The organism is Chryseobacterium camelliae, from assembly GCF_002770595.1.
Classification (GTDB): Bacteria; Bacteroidota; Bacteroidia; order Flavobacteriales; family Weeksellaceae; genus Chryseobacterium; species Chryseobacterium camelliae.
Genome location: NZ_CP022986.1, coordinates 1,504,740 through 1,527,013, shown reverse-complemented (window position 1 = coordinate 1,527,013; position 22,274 = coordinate 1,504,740). Strand labels below are relative to the sequence as shown.

Below are 22,274 nucleotides of genomic sequence, written 5' to 3'. Positions count from 1 at the left end.
GTGTTAAAAATTATGTTCCTGCCAAAGTCTGATAAGGTTGTCGATGGAATCAAAAACCTTGGTTTCAAAATCGAAATTGTTGTTTTCAATTTTTCTGTTGTCAATGGGTAAAAAACGTGTTGGTTCATCTACTTCGGAACATTCCTGCAAGTCATTGTTTACGAAGTCGCAGAGTGTTTCAAATAGATTTCCTGTTATAGATGCGCAGAATGAAACATAGTTGTCCAATGTGACAGGACGGTCATATTCATCGGTTATTTCCCTGTATCGCAATGGGAAGTATTTGCGGTCTATACGCACATTTGGATAGGTCTGATAAAGTTCGTAGAATGAACTGGCAATCCGATGGACATCACTTTCAAAATTATTTTTTGGTTCAAAGGTGGAAAGGAGTTTCTGAAAGGACAGCAGATGCTTTTTATCAGCAATTATTTCTTTGATATAGTCACCGATCAGCTCGGCATCACTGAACTCCAATGAACTTTCATCGTTAAAATTGTCGTCCTTTTCCTCTTCGGCATAGGAGTTTTCAAGCATGTCATACATGGAGTGCAGATAGCTGTCTTCATTTTTATAATAGGGTATAGCAAGTACCTGATAGATGTATGCATAAACCGAAATCAACAATTTACTGGATTTTGCTGTCTTTCTTTTATTTAAGATCGTATATAACGGAATTACAGGGATATAGTATAATGTTGAGCCTGTATTATACCTGTCTTCCCGAGCAAAAAATGTACTTGTTCCATCGTTGACCAACCTAATTTCTTTCCAGTCCTTGGTATGGATTTTAAGTTGCTCTTTAAAATGTTTGAGCGATTCAGAAACGTTGTACGGAAACGGAAGGCTTTTACAATCCTGTACCGAAATATTCAGTTTTTTGGAGATCATGGAGAGGGACTGATAAAATTCCCTCTCCAATTTGGTACTGTGGTGTTTTTCTCCAATTTCAGGCTCCTGCAACCTAGAATAGAATTGCACTTTCAAAAAGGCATTGGTAACATCGCAGGTGGTACGGACTGCCGTCTGTCCCTGCGGAGTTCGCCTGCATCTTTTGGACGTTTCATCCATTTCGTGAACTCGCCCAACTGGCGGTGCAGTTGTGACTGGCTTTCGAGAGTAGGAAGTTTTACCGTCTGCGGATATTTTTGTTGCATGGTTCATGGGTTTTGAATTTTGGATTAACCTTTTGTTCCGATTACCGTCTCGAAGCGATATTCTACGATATCGTCAACGATTGTCGGACGTGAAATTTTCGCTGTGGTCAGGGCAGGGTAGTTGCTCGAATAAAAATTGAGTACCGCCTGTAGATTCCATTTCGGTTCAGGATCATCAAGCCTGATCTCCTGTTCTTTTTCTTTGAGGATAAATACCCGCTGAAGTGTTGTTGCTACTAACATAATATTGTATTTTAAGGGTTAAACTCCTGTTGTTCGGGCTGTTCTGCTTTTGGCTCCGAAGCTGACCAGAGATCGGGGACAAACTGTTTTTCGTAGCTGTCCTGTTTTTTTCTGATTTCTTCTTTATGCTCAGGATATTCCGCGACTTTTGGCAGAGCAGACCAAGCTTCCTTGTATTTACCTGCATTAGCGAGGGCATCGGCTTTTTGGACTGCTTCGCCGTATTTTTTGCCCTTAGCCTTTTCTTTGTCTGATTTCTGTTTTTCCATTGCGGAACTCGCCTGAGCCGTCTCCAGACCTTTAAGAAAGTTCTGCATATTTGAAATCAGTCCGTCTGCCATCTGAACTGGCTTTTTGATGTGTTCAAAGAATCCGCTGTCCAGTTCTTCGGGGCTTCCTTTCAGGTTAAAAGGGGGAATGATATTCTTCGCTTTGTCCCCGCAACTGTCGTTTTCAATCAAGATAGATACGAGTATCGTGCTTTCTGTTGCCTTTGTAATGGATAGCGTCAATTTGCTGTTAATGTCCATTTTCGCAATCTGTCTGAAAAAATTAGCTGTTTCCATAATAGTTCATTGCTTTATCGCTTACGCATTCTGTGATATAGGATTCTGAAAAGCCTTGTTCCCGCAGGTAATTTTCATAGGCTTTCATTTCCCTTTTAAATTGTGCTGCTCCTTCCTCGCCTGTGAGAAATAGTTTATGTGCCGTTCCATTTTTTAGTGCCTTTTGAATATCCCGATATAGTTCTTTGATATGCCTGCGCTGATCGGAAAGTTTACGCACTTCCATTGCGAACATCTGATACCGTGAAAGAATATCCAAGAAGGTAAATGCTTCGGCAATGTTCTGATTTTTGTAATTTTCCACAAACCTGTTATAGAGCCAGTCTGCGAACTTATATTTTGCCAGTGTTTCCATTTTTAATTTTTATGAGATTGTTTTTTATATTCCTGTCGTAGTTCATGCGGAAGCCGTTGTCATGGATTATTTTTTCAAGGCATTCCCTAACCATTTGAAGTTGTTTCCGGTCTTCTTGGCGAATGTTCAGAACGTGAAGAAGTCCGAATTGCATCAGCATTTCAGCAACTGTGTGTAATGCTTGCGGTTCAGTATCAGTTTGACTATTCATGATCTTTGGTATTTAGATTTTCTACGTAGCTTGTATAGCGTTGCGTTATCTCTTTCCCTTTTCTGAACTTCTCCGTAGTGTAATTAAAATGTTCCTCGAACATGGTTACCTCTTTATCTACCAAATTGATATAATAGCGGTAATCTGCATTGGCTCGCCTCTCGTCCATTGTACAGTGTTTTTTAAGCAGTTCAATTTCGCTATGACTGTTGTTTAAGCTGAGTAGGGGGATGAGTAATTGCTCTACGATGTAGCCCTGTTCGGGTGCGCTCGAACTATCGGCAACACAGATAACCTGCTTTCCGTTTGATAAGGTGATATGTAAGTTTGATCGTGTCATGATGTTTAATTTTTTGAGGTTAGTATTTCCTGTATCAGTCTGAGGTCGAAATCAACCGTTCTGAATTTCATGTCCTCAAATGCTTCATAATTTGCCATCCCGCTCGGATGCACCCGAAGGCTGTCACTTTTGATGCAGTCAAAATGCCTGCATAGCTGTTCTATTTCGCTTGCCTGAGCTTCCAAGAAAGCAATTTCATTTCCATCGAGCCACTGCTCGTAGAATGGTATTTTAGCTGTCCTGCACAGCAGGAAAGAAATGCCGTGATCTTTTCGGGCGATGTAGCCCGAAAAGGATTCCACGTTCAGCAGTTCGAGCAGGTCTGTTGTCTCCACTGACTTTTGTAGCCAGTCCCCCCAAAGGGGGATAATGGCTACCTCGTGATTATTCCGCCCTTTCTCGCTGAATGCTTTTAAAAGCATGACATCCGTCATTTTAGCTGATTTTTTCATGGCGAAGTATTGAAGTTGATTTCAATGAGTTTCCTTGTTCCAAACAGCATGTATATGGCATACTTCAATTCAGTGCTGCATTCTTTCTTCTCGGTATAATGCAGGATAGCGTGTAAAGTAAACAGGGAATCGTAGCCGTCAAATAATTGATCCCTAAACGTTTTTTTATTTCTGTACAGTCTTGTAGCGCTCCTTTTGTAGCTGTTCTGAAAATTTGCTATAAACCTAAACCAGAGGTCAGCATCTATATTTTTTTCTGTCCACTGCGCATAGACCTGCTCCCGATTTTCCGTGAATAGGTCGGCTTCCTTTTTCATGAACTCGGTCAGCGCTTTCAGTTCATCGGGAAATAGATTTGCGAGTAAATACGCCCTATCCAAATTGTTCATTTTCTGTAAGTTTTTCATTTTTTTAATTTTAAGGTTTCTTTTTAAAGTCGATGGTGACCACCTTGTCGTCCCCGAAATAGAGTTCTATTGCCAGTCTCAGCATGGGTGGTAAGTCCTGCGAACCTGCCAGTCTGATCAGGCAGTGGATACCAAAAACGCTGTTGTCCTGATAGAAAAATTGGTCTGCAAAAATCCTCGGGTTTCTGTAAAGTAGAACACCGAATTTTTCGATTGTCTGCTCGGCATTTTCAACAAGCCTGTACCAATAATCAGCACTTGCAACGCAATTGGGTGGCCACGCTTTTCTGATATCCTGCTCTTTTTCCCGTAAGTGGGCGATTTCAGTTTTTATAAAGTCGGTCAACGTTCCAAGGTGATCGGGGAAAAGCCTTGCCACCGCAAACGCCCTTTCCGTCTTGTTCATTTCTGTTAATGCTTTCATGATCGTGTGTTTTAAGTAGGTGGCAGTTTTTTACAATCCTGCCACCTGTTAAGATTTGCTTAATTCAACTGAAATATGTCCGTTCCTATCTTTTCAAATGAAGTGCAGAGGTCAAACGCCTTTTGTGATTTAAGTTGTGCAGTACCACCAAGTACAATGCTCTGTAACTTCGCTTCTCCATCCTTGTAATTGCGGACATTCTGAAAATAGCCAGTGACGGCATTGTATGCTCCGAACAGGGTTCCTTTGGTCGTTTCCAGTTGCTGTGTGTCGTTCATCATGGCATAGGCGAATGCATCATCCACGGTATTTTTAAACATTGTTGAGAGTTCGTCCTCCGCACCTTTTTTGAGCAGGTTATATGATTCCTTGTTCGGGCATAAGGCAAGCTGTATTAATTTTCTGACCTCGCTGTCCTTGATTTTTATTGTTGCCCAGTGGTTAAAAATTCCGTCCATCTGCGTGGTCATATTATTCGCCAGTCCCATGACTTTATGTGCATCATTGAGCCGTTGTTTAGCCCCTGCGGTATGTTTGATGCGTACAACGTTGCTCATATTTCGGAGTGATGCGTTCAGCGTGTTCTGACAGACGATGCGGATGGGGGTGAAGGCTGCCGTTATGCTTCCGCTTCCGTCATGGCTTGTGGTCAGGAAGATGTATTTTTCAATGACATCGTCTGAATTTCCAATGCGGATATAGTTAGGAAGTTTTGCGGTAATGAATATGCGTTCGCCCTGTCCGAGTGCCCCTGCGGTTTCGTACAGTATTCCACTGCCACCGCCTACGATAGAATCAAAAAATGAAAAGGCATCTTTATTCTGAACGATGTGGTAGTCTCTACCCACTACACCGAGTACGGTATTGTTATCCGTGCGGATATTGGCAAAATAGTTAGGCACCTCAATTTCAGTGTCCTGTATAACGATGCCGTCAGAAATTTCCACTATGCCCGAACCTTTGGTATAAAGAGGGCTTTTTTGCACCTCGTAGTCCAGTCCTGCGTGTCTAATTGCTTCGGCACTGGTCGGGTAGTCCTGCACGATCTGCCCCAAGCCGTGCCAAGCCTTTTCCTTAACACTGAAAAATGAATATCTGCCTGTTCTATTGTTGAAATTTAAATTATGTCCCATGATTTCTATTTATTAAAGGGTTAAAAATGATTTGATTTTGCGCTGTCCTGCTTAGAATGGGAGGTCGTCTTTTTCGTCCTCTTTGGCAGTGTTAACAGGTTCCTGTTTTATACTAGCGTGTACGGAATCTTTTTCCGATGCTGTACCCCATGCGGGTTTTATATTGGAGGTTGTGAAGTTCAGCCCTGCTTTTAGGTTGCCGTCCTTTCCAGTCCACGCCCTTGCACTGATCTGCCCCGTTAGTTCGACATATAGCCCCTGTTTGAGCCAAGAAGCAGGCTTTGCGCTTCGCCAGTAGGCACATTCAATAAATGCGGTATTGTCCACCCATTCCCCTTGTCTGTTTTTGTAGCCATCATTTACCGCTACACTGAAGTTTACCACTTCCTTACCTGTTGTTGTTTTACTGACCGTTGCATCTTGTGTCAGTCTTCCTGAAATGTTCATAACTTTTTGTTTTAGTTGTTCTACAATCCTGTTAAGTTTTTCATTCTTCCTGTCCTGCTGAGCCTCGGCCCCGAATCATTTTTTTCAAAAGAAAAAACAGGAAAAAAAAGAAAGTCAATCAGTAAATCGGGCAATTGCTGTAAGGCAAAAGGAAACGGAATAAAGGATGGGAAAGGGGGGCGGCACGTGTTTATGCCGTAGTCTTTTGCGGGATGCGGGTTGGCTGCACGATGTACCTTTGAATGTCTTTTTCGACTGTTCTTTTGATAAAAAGTGATTTCCAAATTTTTATCCAACCAATAGATTCTCAGGCGTTTTAAAGGCAGTTTTATTTCATAGGTAATTGAAAGGTTTTGGCCGATGGGACAGGATCTGGATAGCTTTCGATTTGCTATGATGGGCGGCATAAAAAGCTCTTTTTTGCTAAGGGCTTTGCGCTGGAGGAAATGTGCTTTTCCGTGAATGGCAAGAAACTTAGAGTTTATCTGAAAACAGTGATTAAAAAGAATATGACTTCGCGTGAGGGATTGACGTGGAAAGGCCTCATGTATGATGATTTGTAGCACAAAGACCGTTGCTTTGAGACACACGCCAGCAAAACAGATAAAGCAGCTACCCCTATTCTTCAGATGATATAATAGCTATTTGATATACTCAGTATAATTTTCTAGTGCGAGGGCCATTTAGAAATTCGTTGGGATAGCACTGGTAAAGTTATGTGGATCTGTCTCCGACTAGTGAATGGAAACCCTTATGTTCTTTCATGTTTTAAAAATTTGGGAAGTACAGATTTTGAAATATTAAATTGTTATCTTGCATTATAAGCTAACTGGTGCAAAGTTAGAAGCAACAGAATAGTGTGAACGATAGCTCGATTTTAGCAAAGTGTTCATTACTCCAAGCACCGTCTTAAGAAATTATTGGAAGAGAAAGTGCGGAGATTATCAGGTGGAATTCATGCTATGCAAAGGAATGCAGGGACATGGGACGGCCAATTTATCGTGATACGTATTTATAGATATAGTAAAGAGGAATTTATGTTACGTTTTATTATTACTGGCATATTTTTTTCCCTTTTTCTCACAAACAAAGGGAACAATACTAATAAAATTTCTGCGCCGGATTCAACTTTAGTGAGAGGTATTGATAAAGATGCCATTCAAAAAATAATAACGGCACAGGATAGTATCATTGAGTTGCGAAAGAGATTGAGGCACGCTCTGGAAAGAGATGTAGAAAGACCTTTTATGTGGGATCTGTTTGTTTCATCTAATGATACCTTACTTCAATTTTATAAATATAAAGATCTGGTTATTGGAGAAACATATTTTAAGGGCTTTTATATAAAAGTTAATTACGAGGATGGAGATTATCAGGCTGTTCTGCTCATTAATGACTTGTCGACTGCAGAATATAGTAGTTTGTTACTTTATGAAGCATTACATTCGGAAGAAACATATCAACGATACAGTGAGATCAAACAAAGCCTAATCACTACCCATTTTAAGACACCTGCAGCTAATAGAATTTTAAAGTATGAGGTTAAAGACGGTCTGTACCTTGATTACCTGAGCACACCGTCAGTTGATAAAAAATGGGGCGATTACCAGCTAAAGGGCTTATGCAAAAATCACTTAAAAAATGGCTATTGGATTGAAAAACGTTATGATATTACCCTCAACAGAAACATGATGGAGGACGGGTACTATATCAACGGCACGAGAAACGGGGAATGGAATTATTCAGAAAATGGCCCTGTTCAAATAATAAAAACGTATCGTGATGGCCAATGCATCTCAATAAAATACCCCTAAAATTTTTAGCTACCGACTATTCGATGTCTATTTCTTAGCTGTCTGTATCTACTGCAATGTCGATTTTCCTGCCTTTTCTTTTGAAATTGCAGCACTGTCCTTACTCGCAGAATCAGCCCTAATTCGTAAGCCCATTTAATAAAATTATTCACTTTTTTAATTGTAAGCGCTAAGAGTGGAGACCCTCTATTTCAGAAGGCAATGTTTTATTGAAAATTGTTTTATTGGAAGCAATAATAGCTTGTATTTTATCTAAGACTGGTGAAGTAAGTATTTTATAAAATGCCGTATTGGCGGTCTTTAGGGGAAAATATTACATAAAATATTAAATATAAGTTAAAAATATCATTTTTGTGTGATAAAAATTTATATATTTGACCACCAATAAATAACTAAAAACTTATGAAAAAACTCTTCCTGGGATTATCCCCACTGTCATGCACGATTTCTAACGTGCTTGCAAACACCATCAAGCTGTAACTAATCCAACCATAATTAAATTAAAATCTATGAAAAAATTCATTTTGACAGTGACCGTTTTAGGGTTTGCTGGTTTATCTTATGCTTCTTCACCTATTGTAAAAAAAGTGGCCGCTGAAAAGAGGCTTGCCGGATGCTTTACGCAGACAGTAACCCAATATGAAGATCTTCAGGGCAACTACGTAAGTTCTTCTGTTGGGCCGAGAGTGTCAGTTGAGTGCGCGCAGGGACAGCTTGAAGGCTCAACCCAGACAACTTATGTCCATCAGATCTCTCCGCTTGCTGTGTATTGGCTAGGTTTTCCTTAACAGCCATATAGATCAGTTATTGATCTGTAAGAAAAGCAGATTAAAAAATAAAAACCATTACTCATTGAGTAAGGAATATGTGTAATTACCAATAAACAACAAAAATCTTATCTTATGAAAAAACTCATTTTAGGTTTATTTCTAATTGCAGGATCATCATCGTTTGCTCTTGCTAACACCATTGAGATCGAAAAGGATCTTGATCAGGATCAGTGTTTCAAAGGAAACTGCTACGCGCAAGTTATTGTAAACGTTGAAAATACGTGCGGACAGTATCTATATTCTTCGGCTAGTCCAAAATATACTGTCAATTGCAGACAGGGACAGGCGGAAGGCTCAACCTCCACTTATTACGAAGTCAGAACAGAGGGTGGATGGAACCCAGGCTCAGATCCTAACCAAGCGACATCATGTCCATAGAATAAAATAAAAAAATATGAAAAGAATCATTTTAACAGCGACTGTTCTGGGTTTAAGTGGCTTAACATATGCCGCTCCAGGAGTGAAAAAAGTTAACGTAAAGAAGCTTGCTGGCTGTTTCACGCAGACAGTTACACAATATGAAGACCATCAGGGGAACTACATCAGTGCTTCTGTGGGACCGAGAGTCTCGGCTCCGTGCGCATCTGGACAACTTGAGGGTTCTACCACAACGACCTATGTTCATCAATTACATCCTTATATTGATCTATGGCCTTAAAAAACGTATTAATTTTTTTATTGCTGACCATTTTTGGATATGCTGACGCTCAGGATAAGATTATCGTGGAGTACGATTATACTTTTGCCCATATGAGTAATTTAAAATCATTTGTCATAAGTGATCAAAAAAACTCCTATTTTTTCTTTGCCAGTGATCCGTCTGTTAGTTATAAAAAATTAATAGAAACTGACTTTACATCAATTAATCCGTATCATGTCTATGACTATGATCTTTCCAGTGAAAATCTCTACCAGCGGGTGTACATGGTTCCGAAAAATGAAAAGCAGCCGCTCCCGAGATTAGCTTCCGAAAAGCTGAAGAACCTTGACTGGAAGATCTCGAAGGAATCAAAGGATATTCTCGGTTACAAAGCCTTTTTGGCCACCGCCAATTTTAGGGGAAGAGAATATACGGTATGGTTCACCAAGGATCTAAATGTCGAAGTGTTTCCTTGGAAACTTAAGGGACTACCTGGTGTTATTCTGGAATTTCAGGATAAAGATGGTTTTATAAGAGGTACTGCAAAAACAATTTCATTAAATTCGCAGGATAAGTTTCCACCTAAAATTCTAGCAATTTTTGAGAAAAAAACGACTGACCCCGTCATGCCGTTCAAAAAAATGATAGAATTGGAAAATGTTATCTTGCGGGACGATATGAATAAATCTATCGCTGCATTGCCAGCAGGAACCGAGTACGAAGTGCCCAACATCAGAGAGATGTCAATGGAAACCCACTTTGAATGGGAACCTGACACCAAGAAGCCTTAATGAAATATTTATGTTTATTATTCTTTATACTAATTCTTAAGATCTCCGCGCAAACGAAGATTGCAGGAACTGTACTTTCAGATAGTAAGCAGCCGCTCCTTAGAGCCAGTATCATTCTTACGGATACACATGATAATATCATAGCTTTCGTCTTTAGCAATAAGGACGGAAGCTTTTCGTTAAATACGGATCAGTATGGCAGCTTTAACGTGCAGGTTACCGCGGCGGGGCATGAAAAGAAAAATATTCCTATCTCGTTCATCAAAAAGAATTCGGTTATTGATCTTAACGCTATCGAACTTAGCAGGGATAAAATCAAGGAAATCAAAGAAGTTGTCATTACCAGAAACACACCGATCAGGCAAAAAAAAGATACGACAGAATATAATGTGCAGAGTTTCTCCAGTGGAACAGAACGCAATGTGGAAGAACTGCTAAAAAAACTTCCCGGCATCACGGTTGAAAGTGACGGAAAAATAAAATTCAGGAACAGGGAGGTAGAGCGGGTCATGATAGAAAATGATGACCTCTTTGAAAAAGGTTATCAGACCCTTACACAGAATATGCCTTCCAAACCCCTTGAAAAAGTTCAGGTGCTGGAGAACTACTCCAAGAATAAACTGCTAAAGAACATCGAAAATACAAACCGTATCGCCCTTAATCTTACACTAAAAGAAGATGCGAAGGGAAAATGGTTCGGGAATTTACTGCTTGCTTCGACAAGCTACAAAGAGGACATGAGACAGGGGAAGGTCAACGTGATGAATTTCAACAAGAGACGAAAGGTCTATTTTCTTCTTAATGCGAACAATCTTGGACTGAACGAAATGAAAGGCGTTGAATACCTGATAGATCCGGCTTCGGAGAATGAGGTTGAGAATGTGGGGACGAACGTGGGTATACTGTCGGTTGTGAATCTTCATCAAAAAAACAGCATCTTTCAGGATAAGCGTACCAATTTCAACAATGATAAGCTGGGTTCACTGAATTATATCTACAACTTCAAGAATGACTGGAAAATTAAATTCATCACTGTATTCAACGACATCGAGAATAGAAATTACATCTCCAGTTTTTACCGGTTCAACTATGCGGGACAAAATTTCGCAAACGTGGAGGATAAGACCTGGAAACAGAACAACACGAATCTGGTCGGAAAACTGGAAATTTCAAAGGAATTCAGGAATAATTCGAATTTTCAGTTTTACAGTAAAACATCATCCATGAAAGAAAACAACGATAATATTTTTGTCTTCAATGAACAGCTGAATAAACAGATAGGAACCAACAGGTTGTTGTCTACTGAGAATAAATTCGTCTATACCAAGAAAATTGACTCTTCCAAGGCTGTAGTTGCTGTTGCAAGATATATTTTTCAGGATAGGCCTTATGATTTTACTGATGATAATGATGTATTCCAAAAAGTCACTGGTAATCCGGACGTCAGAAAATCCCGGCAGACCATTAGCTCAAAAATGAATTTTGGTGGAGTTAAAGTTTCCTATCTTAAAAAATATTCGGAAAAGGAATCGGTTGAGATTCAGGCCGGTAATGAATACCGGAGGAACCGGTTATCTTCAGATCTTTCACTTTTTGATACGGACAACAATAAGGTTAATTACGATGACCGGGGTTTTAGCAATGATGTGTCGCTTGAACAGAATAACCTGTTTGCCCAGGGAAAATACCTGCGGAAAAGCAAAAAATGGCGTTATGGCTTGACGATGCTGGGTCAGTTTATTTACTCCGATCTCAGAGACGAGAATACAGCAGGATTTCATCTGTTTCCGACCGTCAATATTGGGTATGAAAACAGCAGGACCGGAAATATTAGTTTAAGCGCATCCAGAAAATTTTCAACAGTAGGCATCAACGATGTCTATACTGGATACATTTATCAGGGAAACAGAAATTTTAACAAGAGTGAGGTAGGGTTTTCAATGCTACCAAGCTACAGTTTTAACTTGAGCTATAACGTTGGGCAGATCAGCTCGCAATATCTGTCCTTTAACGCAAATTTTTCAAAAAATGACAGCTACCTTTCAAATAATATGATCGTGAATCCAACTTTTACGTTCAGTCAGGCGATCCTGGTAAAAGATAACAGCACGTTTTCCGCTAACCTGGAACTTCGCAAATACCTGAATTTTATCAAGACCAGAATAAGTCTTTTAGGTTCTTATTCGGATTCGGAATATGAAAACAGCATCAATAGCGGGCCTCTGATCAAATCACGGTTTTCTAACCTCAAAACAGGTTTCGAGATGAAATCAGGTTTTATGGGATTTTTCAATTATGAACTCGGTTATGAGATCGCCTTCAATAAGATTGTCTCGGATGTAAACTCAAACAATTATCAGGATCAAAAAGCCTTCGCGAATGTATATTTTAGGGTAAGTCCAATGTTCAGGATCGAGTCGTCGATGGAATATTATAAATTTGGGAATACCGGTCAGGATCCAACTCATTTTTGGGATATCAAGCTTAACTACACGTGGAAAAAATACAATAGCGATATTTATCTGCAGGGGAATAATTTGCTGAATTCCAATAGCATAACTAAGTATTCTATCGATAATATCAGTGAGAGCCTGTACACGCAGAAGCTGATACCTTTCCATATCGTCTTGGGTATCAATAAGAATTTTTAACGCCGCCGGTCAAACGCCCACTATCTGACGTACCGATCGCAAGAAAGTTTTTTGTATAAATATTTGTAATGGAAGTTCTATATGATATTCGCATAAGAGTTAGCATCAATGATATTGAGGCTGGATTGTTATACAAGTATTTGAAAATGCACCCGGTCGAAAGACGCTGCATTACGGAGGGTTATTTTGGTTATTCTTTTAAAGATTTCCCGCAAAAAAGAGAATTCGATTTAATGCTGAATTTAGAAACAATTGATTGCTGTTTGAGGGTATTGGAGGATCAGGATCTGAATGATCCGCTGGAAAACCTGCTCAAACGAGACCTGCTTGAAAAAATTTATCAATGGGCAGATATTATCAATAAGGAGGAATACGCAATCGAAGATTTTCAGACCAATTATTATGTGATTTGTCTTGAAAAATACGGCAATGAAAATACCTACTTTAGTTTTGAAAATTATATAAAGCTCCGTAATATCACTGAATCACATCGAATTGTAGATTTAAAAAAAAAAACCAGCACGGTCCATTATCAACAGTATCAGGCATTTTCTTAATATATAGATATTGCGCTAAGGTTCATCAATGAATCTCTAACCGCAGAATATACTGCAAATATTTTCACGGGCTTTTTTGGTGGAACGACGGGATTGGTTTTTGGTGCATTGTAATCGGCAAAATGGAAAGTATAGCACCAGTTACATAACAGACCATCTGACAGATCTTATTGATGAGGTCCAAGCGAATCGAGGTTTTGAGCATGTTTTGTATTTTTTTCAATACCATATTTATTAAGGATGTGAGTGAAATTGTTAAGACGAGCCTTCTAATAGTTTACTAAGCAAATTTTGGTTATTGCGTAATTCGTAAAACACGATAAAAAAATATGGAAATCACTTATTTACTTGATTGTAATAAATATAGATTTTCAGTTTTTTGACGAAGACACTTATGTCACCTTTTCGAGGTGCAATGCTGATTTCAATATGTACTGACAAAGGTCAGTGACCTCAGTATTTTGCTTATTTTTTTGAGTTTAGGGGCCAATCCCAGCAAGTATCACTTTCTTTATGTTTTAAGCAGATAAAAATGATTTTTTTTTTAAATTAGTGTCAGCTAATAACCTAAAAATATGAAAACAGTTAAAAAAGTGATAGGCATGTTCCTATTGTACCTAGTTGCATCAGCATGCACTAACAGCACAAATTCCAAAATATTTTTTGAGAAAGACTTTGCCACAGGCCATGCGGACTGGAAAGTGGCAGGCGATACCATTACGGAACAGTTTGACCTTAAGTTACCCGACAGTAAGGAACCAATAAAGCTATTTTATCTTGTTGCAAAGGACCCAGGCGGATGTATGCGCATCAGTTATGCAAGGCTAGAGCGGGCAAACCTGGATTCTAAAATGACGGCGGACAGCGTGAGGGCTCAAGGTGTTCCCTGCGGAATGGACTGGGAATCTGCTGATTCCACACGGTATGAACAGATGGTGCTGACGGGCAGTTTTAGCAAGTTCAGCGGTATCAGAAAAAATGTGAAACAGGGTTCTTTTCTGATCCTTAAGGGGAATGGCACATTTACCGTTAATTAGATTCCTGACACTGTATAGCATTTAATTTTCAGTAAGTGCAGTTTGCGGAAACAAAGGAGTAGAAGTAGGGATCTTGAACCAGGTTATATATTGTGCTGCAAAGCATGGTATAATTCATCTCGAAGTGTGGTGTAGTGATTTTTTAATTAAAGTTGCTTCAAAGACTCTTCAAATACATAATTTATAAAATATTAAACTATCATAATGCCAAATTTAGAGGGAATTGGCCTACAGAATTTTAGGACATTTAGCAAGAAGGAAAATCTTGAGTTTGGACCTATTACGATTATTACTGGGTCAAATAATGCTGGAAAAAGCTCTGTTTTTAAAGCAATTCAGTTCATGGTCCACAATTACAAAGACGGGATTGTTTCGCAACACCTGGATTTTAAGAATATGCAACATGAACTGGGAAATATGGAACGTATTTTTAACCGGGAAGCATTGCAGCATTATAAAGACTCGAATCAACAGAGCGAGCAAATGTACTCAAGGATTTCTAATTTCCATAAGAAGTATAGTTCACAAACCACGGAAAGGCCTATTTTTGAGGATGATTCAGATCTAGTATTTGCATTTCCGATTAAAATCGGCGGAAGTAGAGAAATAGATGCAATGCTTGAGATCAGGTATGGACTGAACCGCTTTATCTATAGAAAAGGTGCCATCGAAGAGGATGTGGTAAACCATGATATCAAAAGTATTGCGATTGTAAGGAAAGGTAAATATTTGCACTGGTCCAATGTGATTGCATTCAGATACGGTCATGAAGAAGCCGATTACTGGGAAATGTCCACAAGTATTGATCTGAAAGAAATCATCAGGCTCATCTTAAAGAATCCTTTAAAGGAGATGAAAAAATCAGAGCCGGATGAAGAGACTGTCGATATTTGCAGTATTAACCTTTTTAGTAGAATCGATAAATACAAATCCATTTCGCTTGAGAAAAACTTTTTTTCCTACGAGCGCGAGAGTTATAAAGACTTTCTTAAAAAAAGGGTAGCTGGAAAAAGCATATTTTCCAACTATTCGGGATTATCGGAGCACGAAAAGTCAAAACTGTCTGAAATAGAAGAGATGGTCACGACATCACTTCTTAATGGAAAAGAAAACAATCATGAAAAGATCTTAAATTGTTTCCATGACAACTTTTCCCGAACGTATTATGGCGTCTGTAGAGACATTGTGATAGCCGAATCCAAGGAGGAGAGTGGCAGTAACGAAGCAAGCGTACAAAGTATTTTCGACTCGCCCTGGATTCAAACAACAGATAGTAGTGATATTTATTCAGATCTGTCGCAGGCCATAGAAAAAGATTTTACGGAAATTGTCAAGAAAAAGGTTGAGAGTTTAAATCGAATCCATTTTTTGCCAACTGCACGCGGAAGAAATAGGGCATGGTTTATAGACGAGCAGAATGGGGAAGACGTACAGATCGTAAGGGATTTCACATCTATCTATCTAGAAAGCTATCCACAAATACAGGATTTTGTCAATTTCTGGATCGGCAAGGGAGAATTTAAGGATAAAAATGGTGAAATCAAAAATAAAGGTTTCAATATAGGAAAAGAACTGTCAGTGGATAGGGATGAATCTATCGGTATGACCAAAATTTTCCTAATAAATTTTGACGGTACAAGGACAGCATTGGTCGATCTGGGATACGGTGTGTCACAACTTCTTCCTATCATACTGAAGATAGCTACGCTTGCCTTTATGTACCAAAGGAACCATGAATACGACTTTAATGGTAATGAGGGTTATTATGAAAAGGAAGCTACTTATTTTATGCCATCGACGCTTTTGATAGAAGAACCGGAGGCCAATCTTCATCCATCTTTACAGTCAAAAATGGCAGAGTTATTTATAGATGCCGCCAGCAGGTTCAATATCCAATTTCTCATTGAAACCCATAGTGAATATCTTATCTATAAATTCCAGGAATACATAGGCAACAAAGTAATTTCTCCCAGTGAGGTCAAGATGTATTATTTTAATCAGCCCCATGACGTTAAAGCAGGTTTCAAACAAAATTATATCAGTCACGTAAAGATTGAGAAAGATGGCAGTATAGACTATGAACAATATTTTGGCAAGGGATTCTTTGATGAGCAGAATAATCTAAAGCTAAGCTTGTTCAACATTCAAAGAAACCATTTTATTGAAGATTATGACGAAATAAAAGAAAAGCAAATAGCGTCCAAAACTGCTCTTGATAAAAAAAATAGAGAATTGGAACAGCTGCAGCATAAATTGGAAGGTGCATATTCTGATCATGCCAAGCTTAAAGAAGAAATCAATGAAGTCAAAAGGCAGAAAGATAAGATAGAATCTGAATTACAGCTAGGGTTAGAGCAACAGCAGCAAATGATTGATCGTTTCCTGGAAAAAACCGATTATTCAAAATACGTAGCAGAAGTAAAATTATTAGTTGATGAAAGCAAAATCGATAATAATAAAACGCTACAATATTTAGCAACAGGTAAATTCCTATTGATAACGTTAGACAATGACGCCGATTTTGCTCCTGTTATCATACAGTTTGGTCGTGCAGTGGAATTTGAAATGATCAAATGGATGGATGATTTCACGAACTATATCGACAGTTCGACCGTGACTATATGGTCAGAAGATGTGCACTATAAAGACAAAATTAATCACATTATTGATAATTTACCGCTACCTAGGGGAAATGGCAGTGGCACAATTCTAATTAATGGAAATAATGTAATGATCGATCACTTGAAGAATTATAGCAAAAATTCCACTACTGATTATAAGTTCGGGAATTTGACCCAAATCTTTGAATTACTACATAGCATATCGCCAACAAGCAATGCTATGTACAATTATAAATCTGTACCACTAGTATTGGAATTTTCCAATTTTCTAAGAAGTTTTTGGAGTGACTACAATAATGCAGAAAGCCTATTTGATACCTTTAGATATATAAAAGATCTCAGAAACTGTGCAGGTCATACCTATAATGACGCTGTGTGTACCCATGATGTGATCGATAGGTATACAGCTGAGGATTACATTGCGAAGGTCCTGGCGATATTCAAATATTTATGATCCGTTTTATCTTTTGATGATCTAACACACTTACCTAATTATTAGTCTCGGATGGGTCGGAAAGCACTTCGCCACCCATCCCTGACCTTTGTATAATACAGCTAAAGTTTTCAGAAATATTATTCCTAATGATTGTAGAATTAATTGTTGTGGATAAGCAAGGTATAGTGAAGAGCTATCCAGGATTATTTGAAGCAGTTGCGGAGAAATAAGACATAAAAATACAAGCTGCCTAAGGGATATTACTTAATAAAACTGGACCTTTCTAAAAAAGTCCAAATTTATTGATCGCAGCTTCCTCTGGTGTACGTCCAAGTTCTTCCTGAAACAAAGTATAAGTTCCATTATAGCTTGGATTTTTACAGTCGATCAAAAGCCTCGTACGGTGTCCTTCTTGATAAACCTCGACCAATTTACAAGGAACTGCATAACCCGTTTGAAATGAGACATAATACTTTTCACCAACAATAAACTCAAAAGGTTTCCAAGACTTAAGATCTTTCAAAGGCTTGATATCTTTATCAACTTTAATTCGTGCTGTACTTTCCATAATATTGATTTGCTTATAAAATTACAAAATAAGGAAAAGCAAACCATTAAAAAAGTTGCATCATTTAATTTGTATTGATGATTACTTTTAAACTTCATATGATAACTCCGGGACTTCGGAATAGACAAATACTTTTGATGGGCTTCCTGTTGTTCTGAAGTCTTTTTCAACCGTATAGGCATCCATGTCAGAAGCTTTAATCTGATAAGTTGCAATTTCTGTGATTCGCTGCTCTGTTAGATCTTCCATCATCCATTCCCATGCAAGCTCGTCAGGAAGCATTGTTGGCATTCTGTTCTTTGAGTTATGAATCTGTCTCATCAATGAATTGGCCTCGGTGGTTACAAGGGCAACAGTATCGACGGTTTCCCCTGTGTCTTTATCAGTCCAGTTCTGCCATATGGCCGCGATAAAAAAATATGCCTTGTCCTTTAAGCCGATATGGTATGGATATTTATCAGCTGTTTTAAGTGGCAGGTTGGTTTTTTTGTTCAGTCGATGGATATGGCGCCATTCATAGAACTCACTGGATAAGATCAGACATCTTCTTTCCAGTGCTGCCTTCCGGAACATTTTTTCACGGCCAGTATTTTCATCGATCAATATTAGTTCTTCGCCTTTTGCATTCAATGTCGTGTAGGGCTGACGCCATTTACCGGTACTGTCCTTGTAACCAAAACGCATTTTTTTGACATCTTCTCTGTTTTTTATATAGGATGGTATAAAGCCCCATTCCATCTGTACGATATCGAAATTACATCGGTCTTCGGTGGGTCTTAAAACAGCAATATTTCCGTAATTAAAACCTTCATGTATTTCCTGATCAAGGAAATCATAGTTCATAACGGCTTTTTCGAGATCCATTAATCTGATGAATTCTTCCCTTGATACGCGTTGTCCATTGTAATAACACATAGTTTTATTCTTTTAAGTGTTTACTAATTTCTTTACCAAACTCTTCGGCCTCCTTCTGACGGCCTTGCGGAATGCTTGTCCATGTATCACCGTTCCATGTTTTCGCGCGCGCAACGACCAGGGGTTTTCTATTATCGGCAAATGAAAGCCTAAAGACCTGCTGGCCATTTACTATATGTTCAGATACAGCAATTTTCAAGCCTTGAATTTCAATTTCAAACATATTTTTTTATTACGAGGTCTGTATAGTCATACTTAAATTTAGGAAAATATTTAGAAAGGTTTTAAATGTGTTTGGTATCCTTTGAAATTTTCATAAATTGCTTTAAAAGCTATATAATCTATTATGAAATTAAAAATCAACCAGGTCGTGGACTTCGGAACATTGGAAAGTGAGCGTGTTGAATTATCAGTTTTGGAAGATACAAATCTGTATTACTTTATCATTTCCGACACAACATATCTTGATGAAGGTAAAATTTCTAACAAAATGAGGCACACTTTCTGGTTCAAGCCCCAGGAAGTAAAAAAAGGTGACGAAGTGGTCCTCTATTCAAAAGTTGGCATTAAAAGATCAACTGATATCAATGGTGGAAAAAACAAAAAATATTTTATCTACTGGGATTTAAAGAGTTCCGTTTGGAATAATTCAGGTGATGCGGCCGTTTTATTTGAGGTAAATACTTGGAGAACTACTAAGGTTGCAGAGAATTAATCTTACTAATGAAATTTGTTAATGCTACCAGTAAACATTTTTGGTCTTAAAAATTTCAGAATTTTTGATGATCAGCAAGGAATTCTTGAAAACTTTTCTGCGATAAATTTATTGACAGGTACGAATAATTCAGGGAAAAGTTCAATAATCAAAGGGCTACAGCTGTTAAAAAATAGCGTTAGTGCAAAAGTTTTTCCTTATGAACTCGATCTCACGGAACAGGAACACCTGCTGGGAAATTTAGAAAATGTACTTTACAAAAAAACAAAGAAGAAAATAACAGTTTCACTTCCCTTTAATTTCCTTGGGATAAGGCATGGACTTATCTCACTTACGTACGTGGTACTGCCAGCTGATCCTTACAAGGCGAAATTAAGGGAGGTGCAGCTTTCTGACGCTCAGGATGGCGATGTTCTCCTTTCTTTTGCTTATAAGAATGCTTCCAAAGCTGACAAAGCCAGAGATCTGAGAAAGTATAAAAAAGATATTGAAGAGTACGAAAAGCTGAAAGCCGATCCAACCTACAAAAAGAGGGATTTTTATATTAAATACGGAATTTTTGGGAAACCCGATGGAGAACCTCCAGTAGGTCTTGTTAATTGGAGTATCAATACTGCGAAATTAAAATCCATTTTAAGCGACGGCTTGGAAATTTATGATTATCATCAAGATAATCAGACCGAAAAAGCTTGGTTAGAAAAAGTTTTAGATAAGGAGGGGTTTCGAGTTATTCCGTCTATATTAATGAGCTCATTCAAGCCAGTAGCCGATAGAAAAGCATGGGTGAGTTTTCTTAGTAAAGGTTTAAAGAAAAAAGTACTTCGGGGTTCCTTAAAAGTGACAGATCGAGACTTTGAACCCCCTGAATATTTTTATCCACAACTGGAGATTGAGGGTGTTTTTTACTCCAGCTGTCTTGAAATCTTAAGGGATAATCTAAAATGGATTGATGTTGATCCTAGTAATCAAAGAAAATACAATGTTATTGAGCATGCATTTATACAGACTATGTCTCACTTAGAGCAGCGTCTGTTTTCGGTTAATTACCTTTCTACAGTAAGGGAGCAGCATGTAAGAATCTATAATGCATCATTAAATACTCCTTTCATTAACCTATTAAAGGGCTTCCTTCCATTACAGGGTGATAGCACTTCATTTTTAAATAGATACCTACAAGCTTTTGAGATTGGGAAAAGGCTTTATATAGATTTTAAGCAAGATTACCAGTTAATTTTTGTTTCTGTAATTGATATGAATGGCGAGAAGCGTGAGCTTGTGGATTTTGGTTACGGAATAAAACAGCTCATTTTATTGCTTATTCAGATTTGTGTTCTGGCCGAAAAAAATAAGAGGGAAGTCCATGAATATGATGATAAAGGTGAATATTGGAGGGACATTTTTGACCCTAGCATGTTATTGATCGAAGAGCCGGAGACGAATTTACATCCAAAATGGCAGTCACTGCTTGCAGAAATGTTCTTTGAAGCCAACAAGCGATTCAAAATCCAGTTGATTATCGAAACTCACAGTGAGTATTTAATTCGTAAGTTTCAAAATTTGGTAGCAGCGCAAAATGCTGTTGACCTTGTTAAAATTTTTTATCTTCGACATTTTAAGAATATTAATGGTGGGAATAAACAGGTTGAAGTCCTTAAAATTAAAGATGATGGAAGTATACCATTCGAAGTGTTTGATGGTGGATTCTTCGACGAATCAAATAATTTACAGTTGAGCTTACTCAATATCAGGAGAGATAACTTTGTGTTGGAATTTGAATCGATGAAGACCAATCTGGAGGATAGTGAAGAGAAAATTTCCGCATTGGAGGAAAAGATTGACGAGTTTGACGCGAGAATGGATATATCCCGTTATCAAGCAAACTTAGAAGTTCTATTCGATACGTCGAAGCTCGAAACTACAACCGTCAAATATTTAGCATCAGGTCAGTTCTTATTAAATATGATTACATTGTCAAGTGACTTTTCTCCAGTTATACTGCAATATGGCAGAGCTCTTGAAAATGAGTTGAAAAAAGTTTTTTACAGAGTCGATCCTGTTAAAAAATGGATGTTAGGAGGTATGCAATCGTCATTGGAAAAATTTAAATTCGGTAGCAGTCCTCTAAGCTCAAGCTGTTCTTCAGCTGAATTGGCGCTTTTGGTAACCGAATTGACAGTTATTTTCAATAGACCGAGAGATTTGCTGATTGAAAACATTGATGATCTCAGGATACGCAGAAATGCCGTAGCGCATGCTGGGCAGTTAAAATCAAAAATTGATGCTGAGCAATATGTCCTGGATGTAAATGAATTTTTAAGTGAATGGATAAATCAGACTAAATAATGGGTGTATTTTCGATTGCGCTTATGAAAAAAAACGCAGAAAGTTTTCTTCTTGATCTTTGCAACATATTAAAGAATGAAAAAACCATGAAATTCGGGGAAATACAAGTGAAACGGGATCATTTTAATTTACATCAGGTGGTTATGCTTTCTAGCGGATGAAACTCAATTAAATTTTGCCCTTTTAAAGACGCAAAAATGCGGTTTATGAAGTTTTTTCCGTCCATTCCGATAATAATCATCAATGGTTCTGGACAATGATATTTATGATCTGTGGATATTTTCTTAATCTGGTTGATATCCTGAAAGCTTGGGTCGGGTAATGCGTAGGGATGATAATGCCATTCTCCGAGGTAATACTGACCTTTTTTCCAGTTGGTGTCTAAGGTTTTTTTTAATCCCTTCGTTCCTCTGAAAAATGTTGTTCTACCATGTTTAGAGTCACTGGGTGGACCGGTGACAGCCGTAATTTTTGCGGACATGTTATTGTCCGTGTATAGTCCTATTAGTATTCCTCCGGTTTCTAAATGTCCGGACAGGGTGCAATACGTTTGTAGTTCAAAAAGTAGATCTTCGGAAAGATGAATTTTTAAATTATTTTCTATATTAGCGTAGACCATCG

Annotated in this window: 27 protein-coding genes; 11 read left to right on the top strand and 16 right to left on the bottom strand. The window is 38.2% G+C overall.

The annotated features are described in order from the left end of the window. Nucleotides 1-3 precede the first annotated feature (3 nt). From CGB83_RS07025 to CGB83_RS20125, 12 genes are read right to left on the bottom strand one after another with little or no spacing between them, the layout of a single operon-like run. Nucleotides 4-1,164, bottom strand: coding sequence for a hypothetical protein (locus CGB83_RS07025; RefSeq protein ID WP_157761364.1), 1,161 nt, complete (start codon nt 1,162-1,164; stop codon nt 4-6). Nucleotides 1,165-1,181: 17 nt separating this feature from the next. Then, nucleotides 1,182-1,400: a PRTRC system protein C gene (locus tag CGB83_RS07020; protein ID WP_027374866.1), complete on the bottom strand. Its 219-nt coding sequence runs from the start codon at nt 1,398-1,400 to the stop codon at nt 1,182-1,184. 11 nt (nt 1,401-1,411) lie between these two features. After that, nucleotides 1,412-1,966 (bottom strand): PRTRC system protein E, encoded by a 555-nt coding sequence (locus CGB83_RS07015; protein WP_100075169.1) that lies wholly within the window; start codon nt 1,964-1,966, stop codon nt 1,412-1,414. Beyond that, nucleotides 1,953-2,321 (bottom strand): hypothetical protein, encoded by a 369-nt coding sequence (locus tag CGB83_RS07010; protein ID WP_100075168.1) that lies wholly within the window; start codon nt 2,319-2,321, stop codon nt 1,953-1,955. Before CGB83_RS07010 ends, CGB83_RS07015 begins: the two co-directional genes overlap by 14 nt. After that, complete coding sequence (locus tag CGB83_RS07005) at nt 2,299-2,532, bottom strand: hypothetical protein (protein ID WP_100075167.1); 234 nt, start codon at nt 2,530-2,532, stop codon at nt 2,299-2,301. The genes CGB83_RS07010 and CGB83_RS07005 overlap by 23 nt, the downstream gene beginning before the upstream one ends. Next, nucleotides 2,525-2,872: a penicillin-binding protein gene (locus CGB83_RS07000; RefSeq protein WP_100075166.1), complete on the bottom strand. Its 348-nt coding sequence runs from the start codon at nt 2,870-2,872 to the stop codon at nt 2,525-2,527. Before CGB83_RS07000 ends, CGB83_RS07005 begins: the two co-directional genes overlap by 8 nt. Nucleotides 2,873-2,877: 5 nt before the next feature. Beyond that, nucleotides 2,878-3,324: a hypothetical protein gene (locus tag CGB83_RS06995; protein ID WP_100075165.1), complete on the bottom strand. Its 447-nt coding sequence runs from the start codon at nt 3,322-3,324 to the stop codon at nt 2,878-2,880. Beyond that, nucleotides 3,321-3,731 carry a hypothetical protein gene (locus tag CGB83_RS06990; protein WP_100075164.1) on the bottom strand — a complete coding sequence of 137 codons (411 nt, stop codon included), beginning with the start codon at nt 3,729-3,731 and terminating at the stop codon, nt 3,321-3,323. Before CGB83_RS06990 ends, CGB83_RS06995 begins: the two co-directional genes overlap by 4 nt. A 10-nt stretch (nt 3,732-3,741) precedes the next feature. Then, nucleotides 3,742-4,155 carry a hypothetical protein gene (locus CGB83_RS06985; RefSeq protein WP_100075163.1) on the bottom strand — a complete coding sequence of 138 codons (414 nt, stop codon included), beginning with the start codon at nt 4,153-4,155 and terminating at the stop codon, nt 3,742-3,744. A gap of 59 nt (nt 4,156-4,214) precedes the next feature. Next, nucleotides 4,215-5,288 carry a DUF932 domain-containing protein gene (locus CGB83_RS06980; RefSeq protein ID WP_100075162.1) on the bottom strand — a complete coding sequence of 358 codons (1,074 nt, stop codon included), beginning with the start codon at nt 5,286-5,288 and terminating at the stop codon, nt 4,215-4,217. 51 nt (nt 5,289-5,339) lie between these two features. Continuing rightward, nucleotides 5,340-5,735, bottom strand: coding sequence for a single-stranded DNA-binding protein (locus tag CGB83_RS06975; protein WP_100075161.1), 396 nt, complete (start codon nt 5,733-5,735; stop codon nt 5,340-5,342). A 20-nt stretch (nt 5,736-5,755) separates the two neighbouring features. Further along, a complete protein-coding gene (locus CGB83_RS20125; protein WP_157761362.1) occupies nt 5,756-6,301 on the bottom strand; it encodes a hypothetical protein in 546 nt (181 codons plus the stop codon). A gap of 354 nt (nt 6,302-6,655) precedes the next feature. Between CGB83_RS20125 and CGB83_RS06965 the strand changes: the two genes are divergently transcribed. From CGB83_RS06965 to CGB83_RS06930, 9 genes are all read left to right on the top strand, one after another. After that, nucleotides 6,656-7,549 carry a hypothetical protein gene (locus tag CGB83_RS06965; RefSeq protein ID WP_157761361.1) on the top strand — a complete coding sequence of 298 codons (894 nt, stop codon included), beginning with the start codon at nt 6,656-6,658 and terminating at the stop codon, nt 7,547-7,549. Nucleotides 7,550-8,058: 509 nt separating this feature from the next. Then, entirely contained in the window at nt 8,059-8,337 is a 279-nt protein-coding gene (locus CGB83_RS06960; RefSeq protein WP_100075158.1) for a hypothetical protein, read from the top strand. A 114-nt stretch (nt 8,338-8,451) separates the two neighbouring features. Further along, nucleotides 8,452-8,757 (top strand): hypothetical protein, encoded by a 306-nt coding sequence (locus tag CGB83_RS06955; protein WP_100075157.1) that lies wholly within the window; start codon nt 8,452-8,454, stop codon nt 8,755-8,757. A 16-nt stretch (nt 8,758-8,773) separates the two neighbouring features. Next, complete coding sequence (locus CGB83_RS20300) at nt 8,774-9,037, top strand: hypothetical protein (RefSeq protein ID WP_172954684.1); 264 nt, start codon at nt 8,774-8,776, stop codon at nt 9,035-9,037. Beyond that, nucleotides 9,028-9,810, top strand: a complete 783-nt coding sequence (locus tag CGB83_RS06950; protein ID WP_100075156.1) for a GLPGLI family protein — start codon at nt 9,028-9,030, stop codon at nt 9,808-9,810. Before CGB83_RS20300 ends, CGB83_RS06950 begins: the two co-directional genes overlap by 10 nt. Then, the gene (locus CGB83_RS06945) at nt 9,810-12,461 is read left to right on the top strand and encodes a carboxypeptidase-like regulatory domain-containing protein (RefSeq protein ID WP_100075155.1); all 2,652 of its coding nucleotides are present in this window, start codon (nt 9,810-9,812) and stop codon (nt 12,459-12,461) included. Before CGB83_RS06950 ends, CGB83_RS06945 begins: the two co-directional genes overlap by 1 nt. A gap of 68 nt (nt 12,462-12,529) precedes the next feature. After that, nucleotides 12,530-13,018, top strand: coding sequence for a hypothetical protein (locus CGB83_RS06940; RefSeq protein WP_157761360.1), 489 nt, complete (start codon nt 12,530-12,532; stop codon nt 13,016-13,018). A gap of 575 nt (nt 13,019-13,593) precedes the next feature. Next, nucleotides 13,594-14,055 (top strand): hypothetical protein, encoded by a 462-nt coding sequence (locus CGB83_RS06935; protein ID WP_100075153.1) that lies wholly within the window; start codon nt 13,594-13,596, stop codon nt 14,053-14,055. A 204-nt stretch (nt 14,056-14,259) separates the two neighbouring features. Continuing rightward, nucleotides 14,260-17,130: a DUF3696 domain-containing protein gene (locus CGB83_RS06930; RefSeq protein WP_100075152.1), complete on the top strand. Its 2,871-nt coding sequence runs from the start codon at nt 14,260-14,262 to the stop codon at nt 17,128-17,130. A 265-nt stretch (nt 17,131-17,395) separates the two neighbouring features. Here the strand turns inward: CGB83_RS06930 and CGB83_RS06925 are convergent, their stop codons facing one another. The 3 genes from CGB83_RS06925 to CGB83_RS06915 form a co-directional block, all read right to left on the bottom strand. Further along, the gene (locus tag CGB83_RS06925) at nt 17,396-17,680 is read right to left on the bottom strand and encodes a hypothetical protein (RefSeq protein ID WP_027374886.1); all 285 of its coding nucleotides are present in this window, start codon (nt 17,678-17,680) and stop codon (nt 17,396-17,398) included. Between the two features lie 87 nt (nt 17,681-17,767). Continuing rightward, nucleotides 17,768-18,595, bottom strand: coding sequence for an SOS response-associated peptidase (locus CGB83_RS06920; RefSeq protein WP_100075151.1), 828 nt, complete (start codon nt 18,593-18,595; stop codon nt 17,768-17,770). Between the two features lie 4 nt (nt 18,596-18,599). Next, entirely contained in the window at nt 18,600-18,818 is a 219-nt protein-coding gene (locus tag CGB83_RS06915; RefSeq protein WP_027374888.1) for a hypothetical protein, read from the bottom strand. Nucleotides 18,819-18,941: 123 nt separating this feature from the next. On the opposite strand from CGB83_RS06915, the gene CGB83_RS06910 reads away from it, so the two are divergent. Together CGB83_RS06910 and CGB83_RS06905 are read left to right on the top strand one after the other, a co-directional pair. Further along, entirely contained in the window at nt 18,942-19,310 is a 369-nt protein-coding gene (locus CGB83_RS06910; protein WP_027374889.1) for a hypothetical protein, read from the top strand. Nucleotides 19,311-19,331: 21 nt separating this feature from the next. Further along, nucleotides 19,332-21,653: an AAA family ATPase gene (locus tag CGB83_RS06905; protein ID WP_100075150.1), complete on the top strand. Its 2,322-nt coding sequence runs from the start codon at nt 19,332-19,334 to the stop codon at nt 21,651-21,653. A gap of 133 nt (nt 21,654-21,786) precedes the next feature. Here CGB83_RS06905 and CGB83_RS06900 read toward each other — a convergent pair whose 3' ends face one another. Further along, nucleotides 21,787-22,272, bottom strand: a complete 486-nt coding sequence (locus tag CGB83_RS06900; protein ID WP_100075149.1) for a Mov34/MPN/PAD-1 family protein — start codon at nt 22,270-22,272, stop codon at nt 21,787-21,789. Between the last annotated feature and the right edge of the window lie 2 nt (nt 22,273-22,274).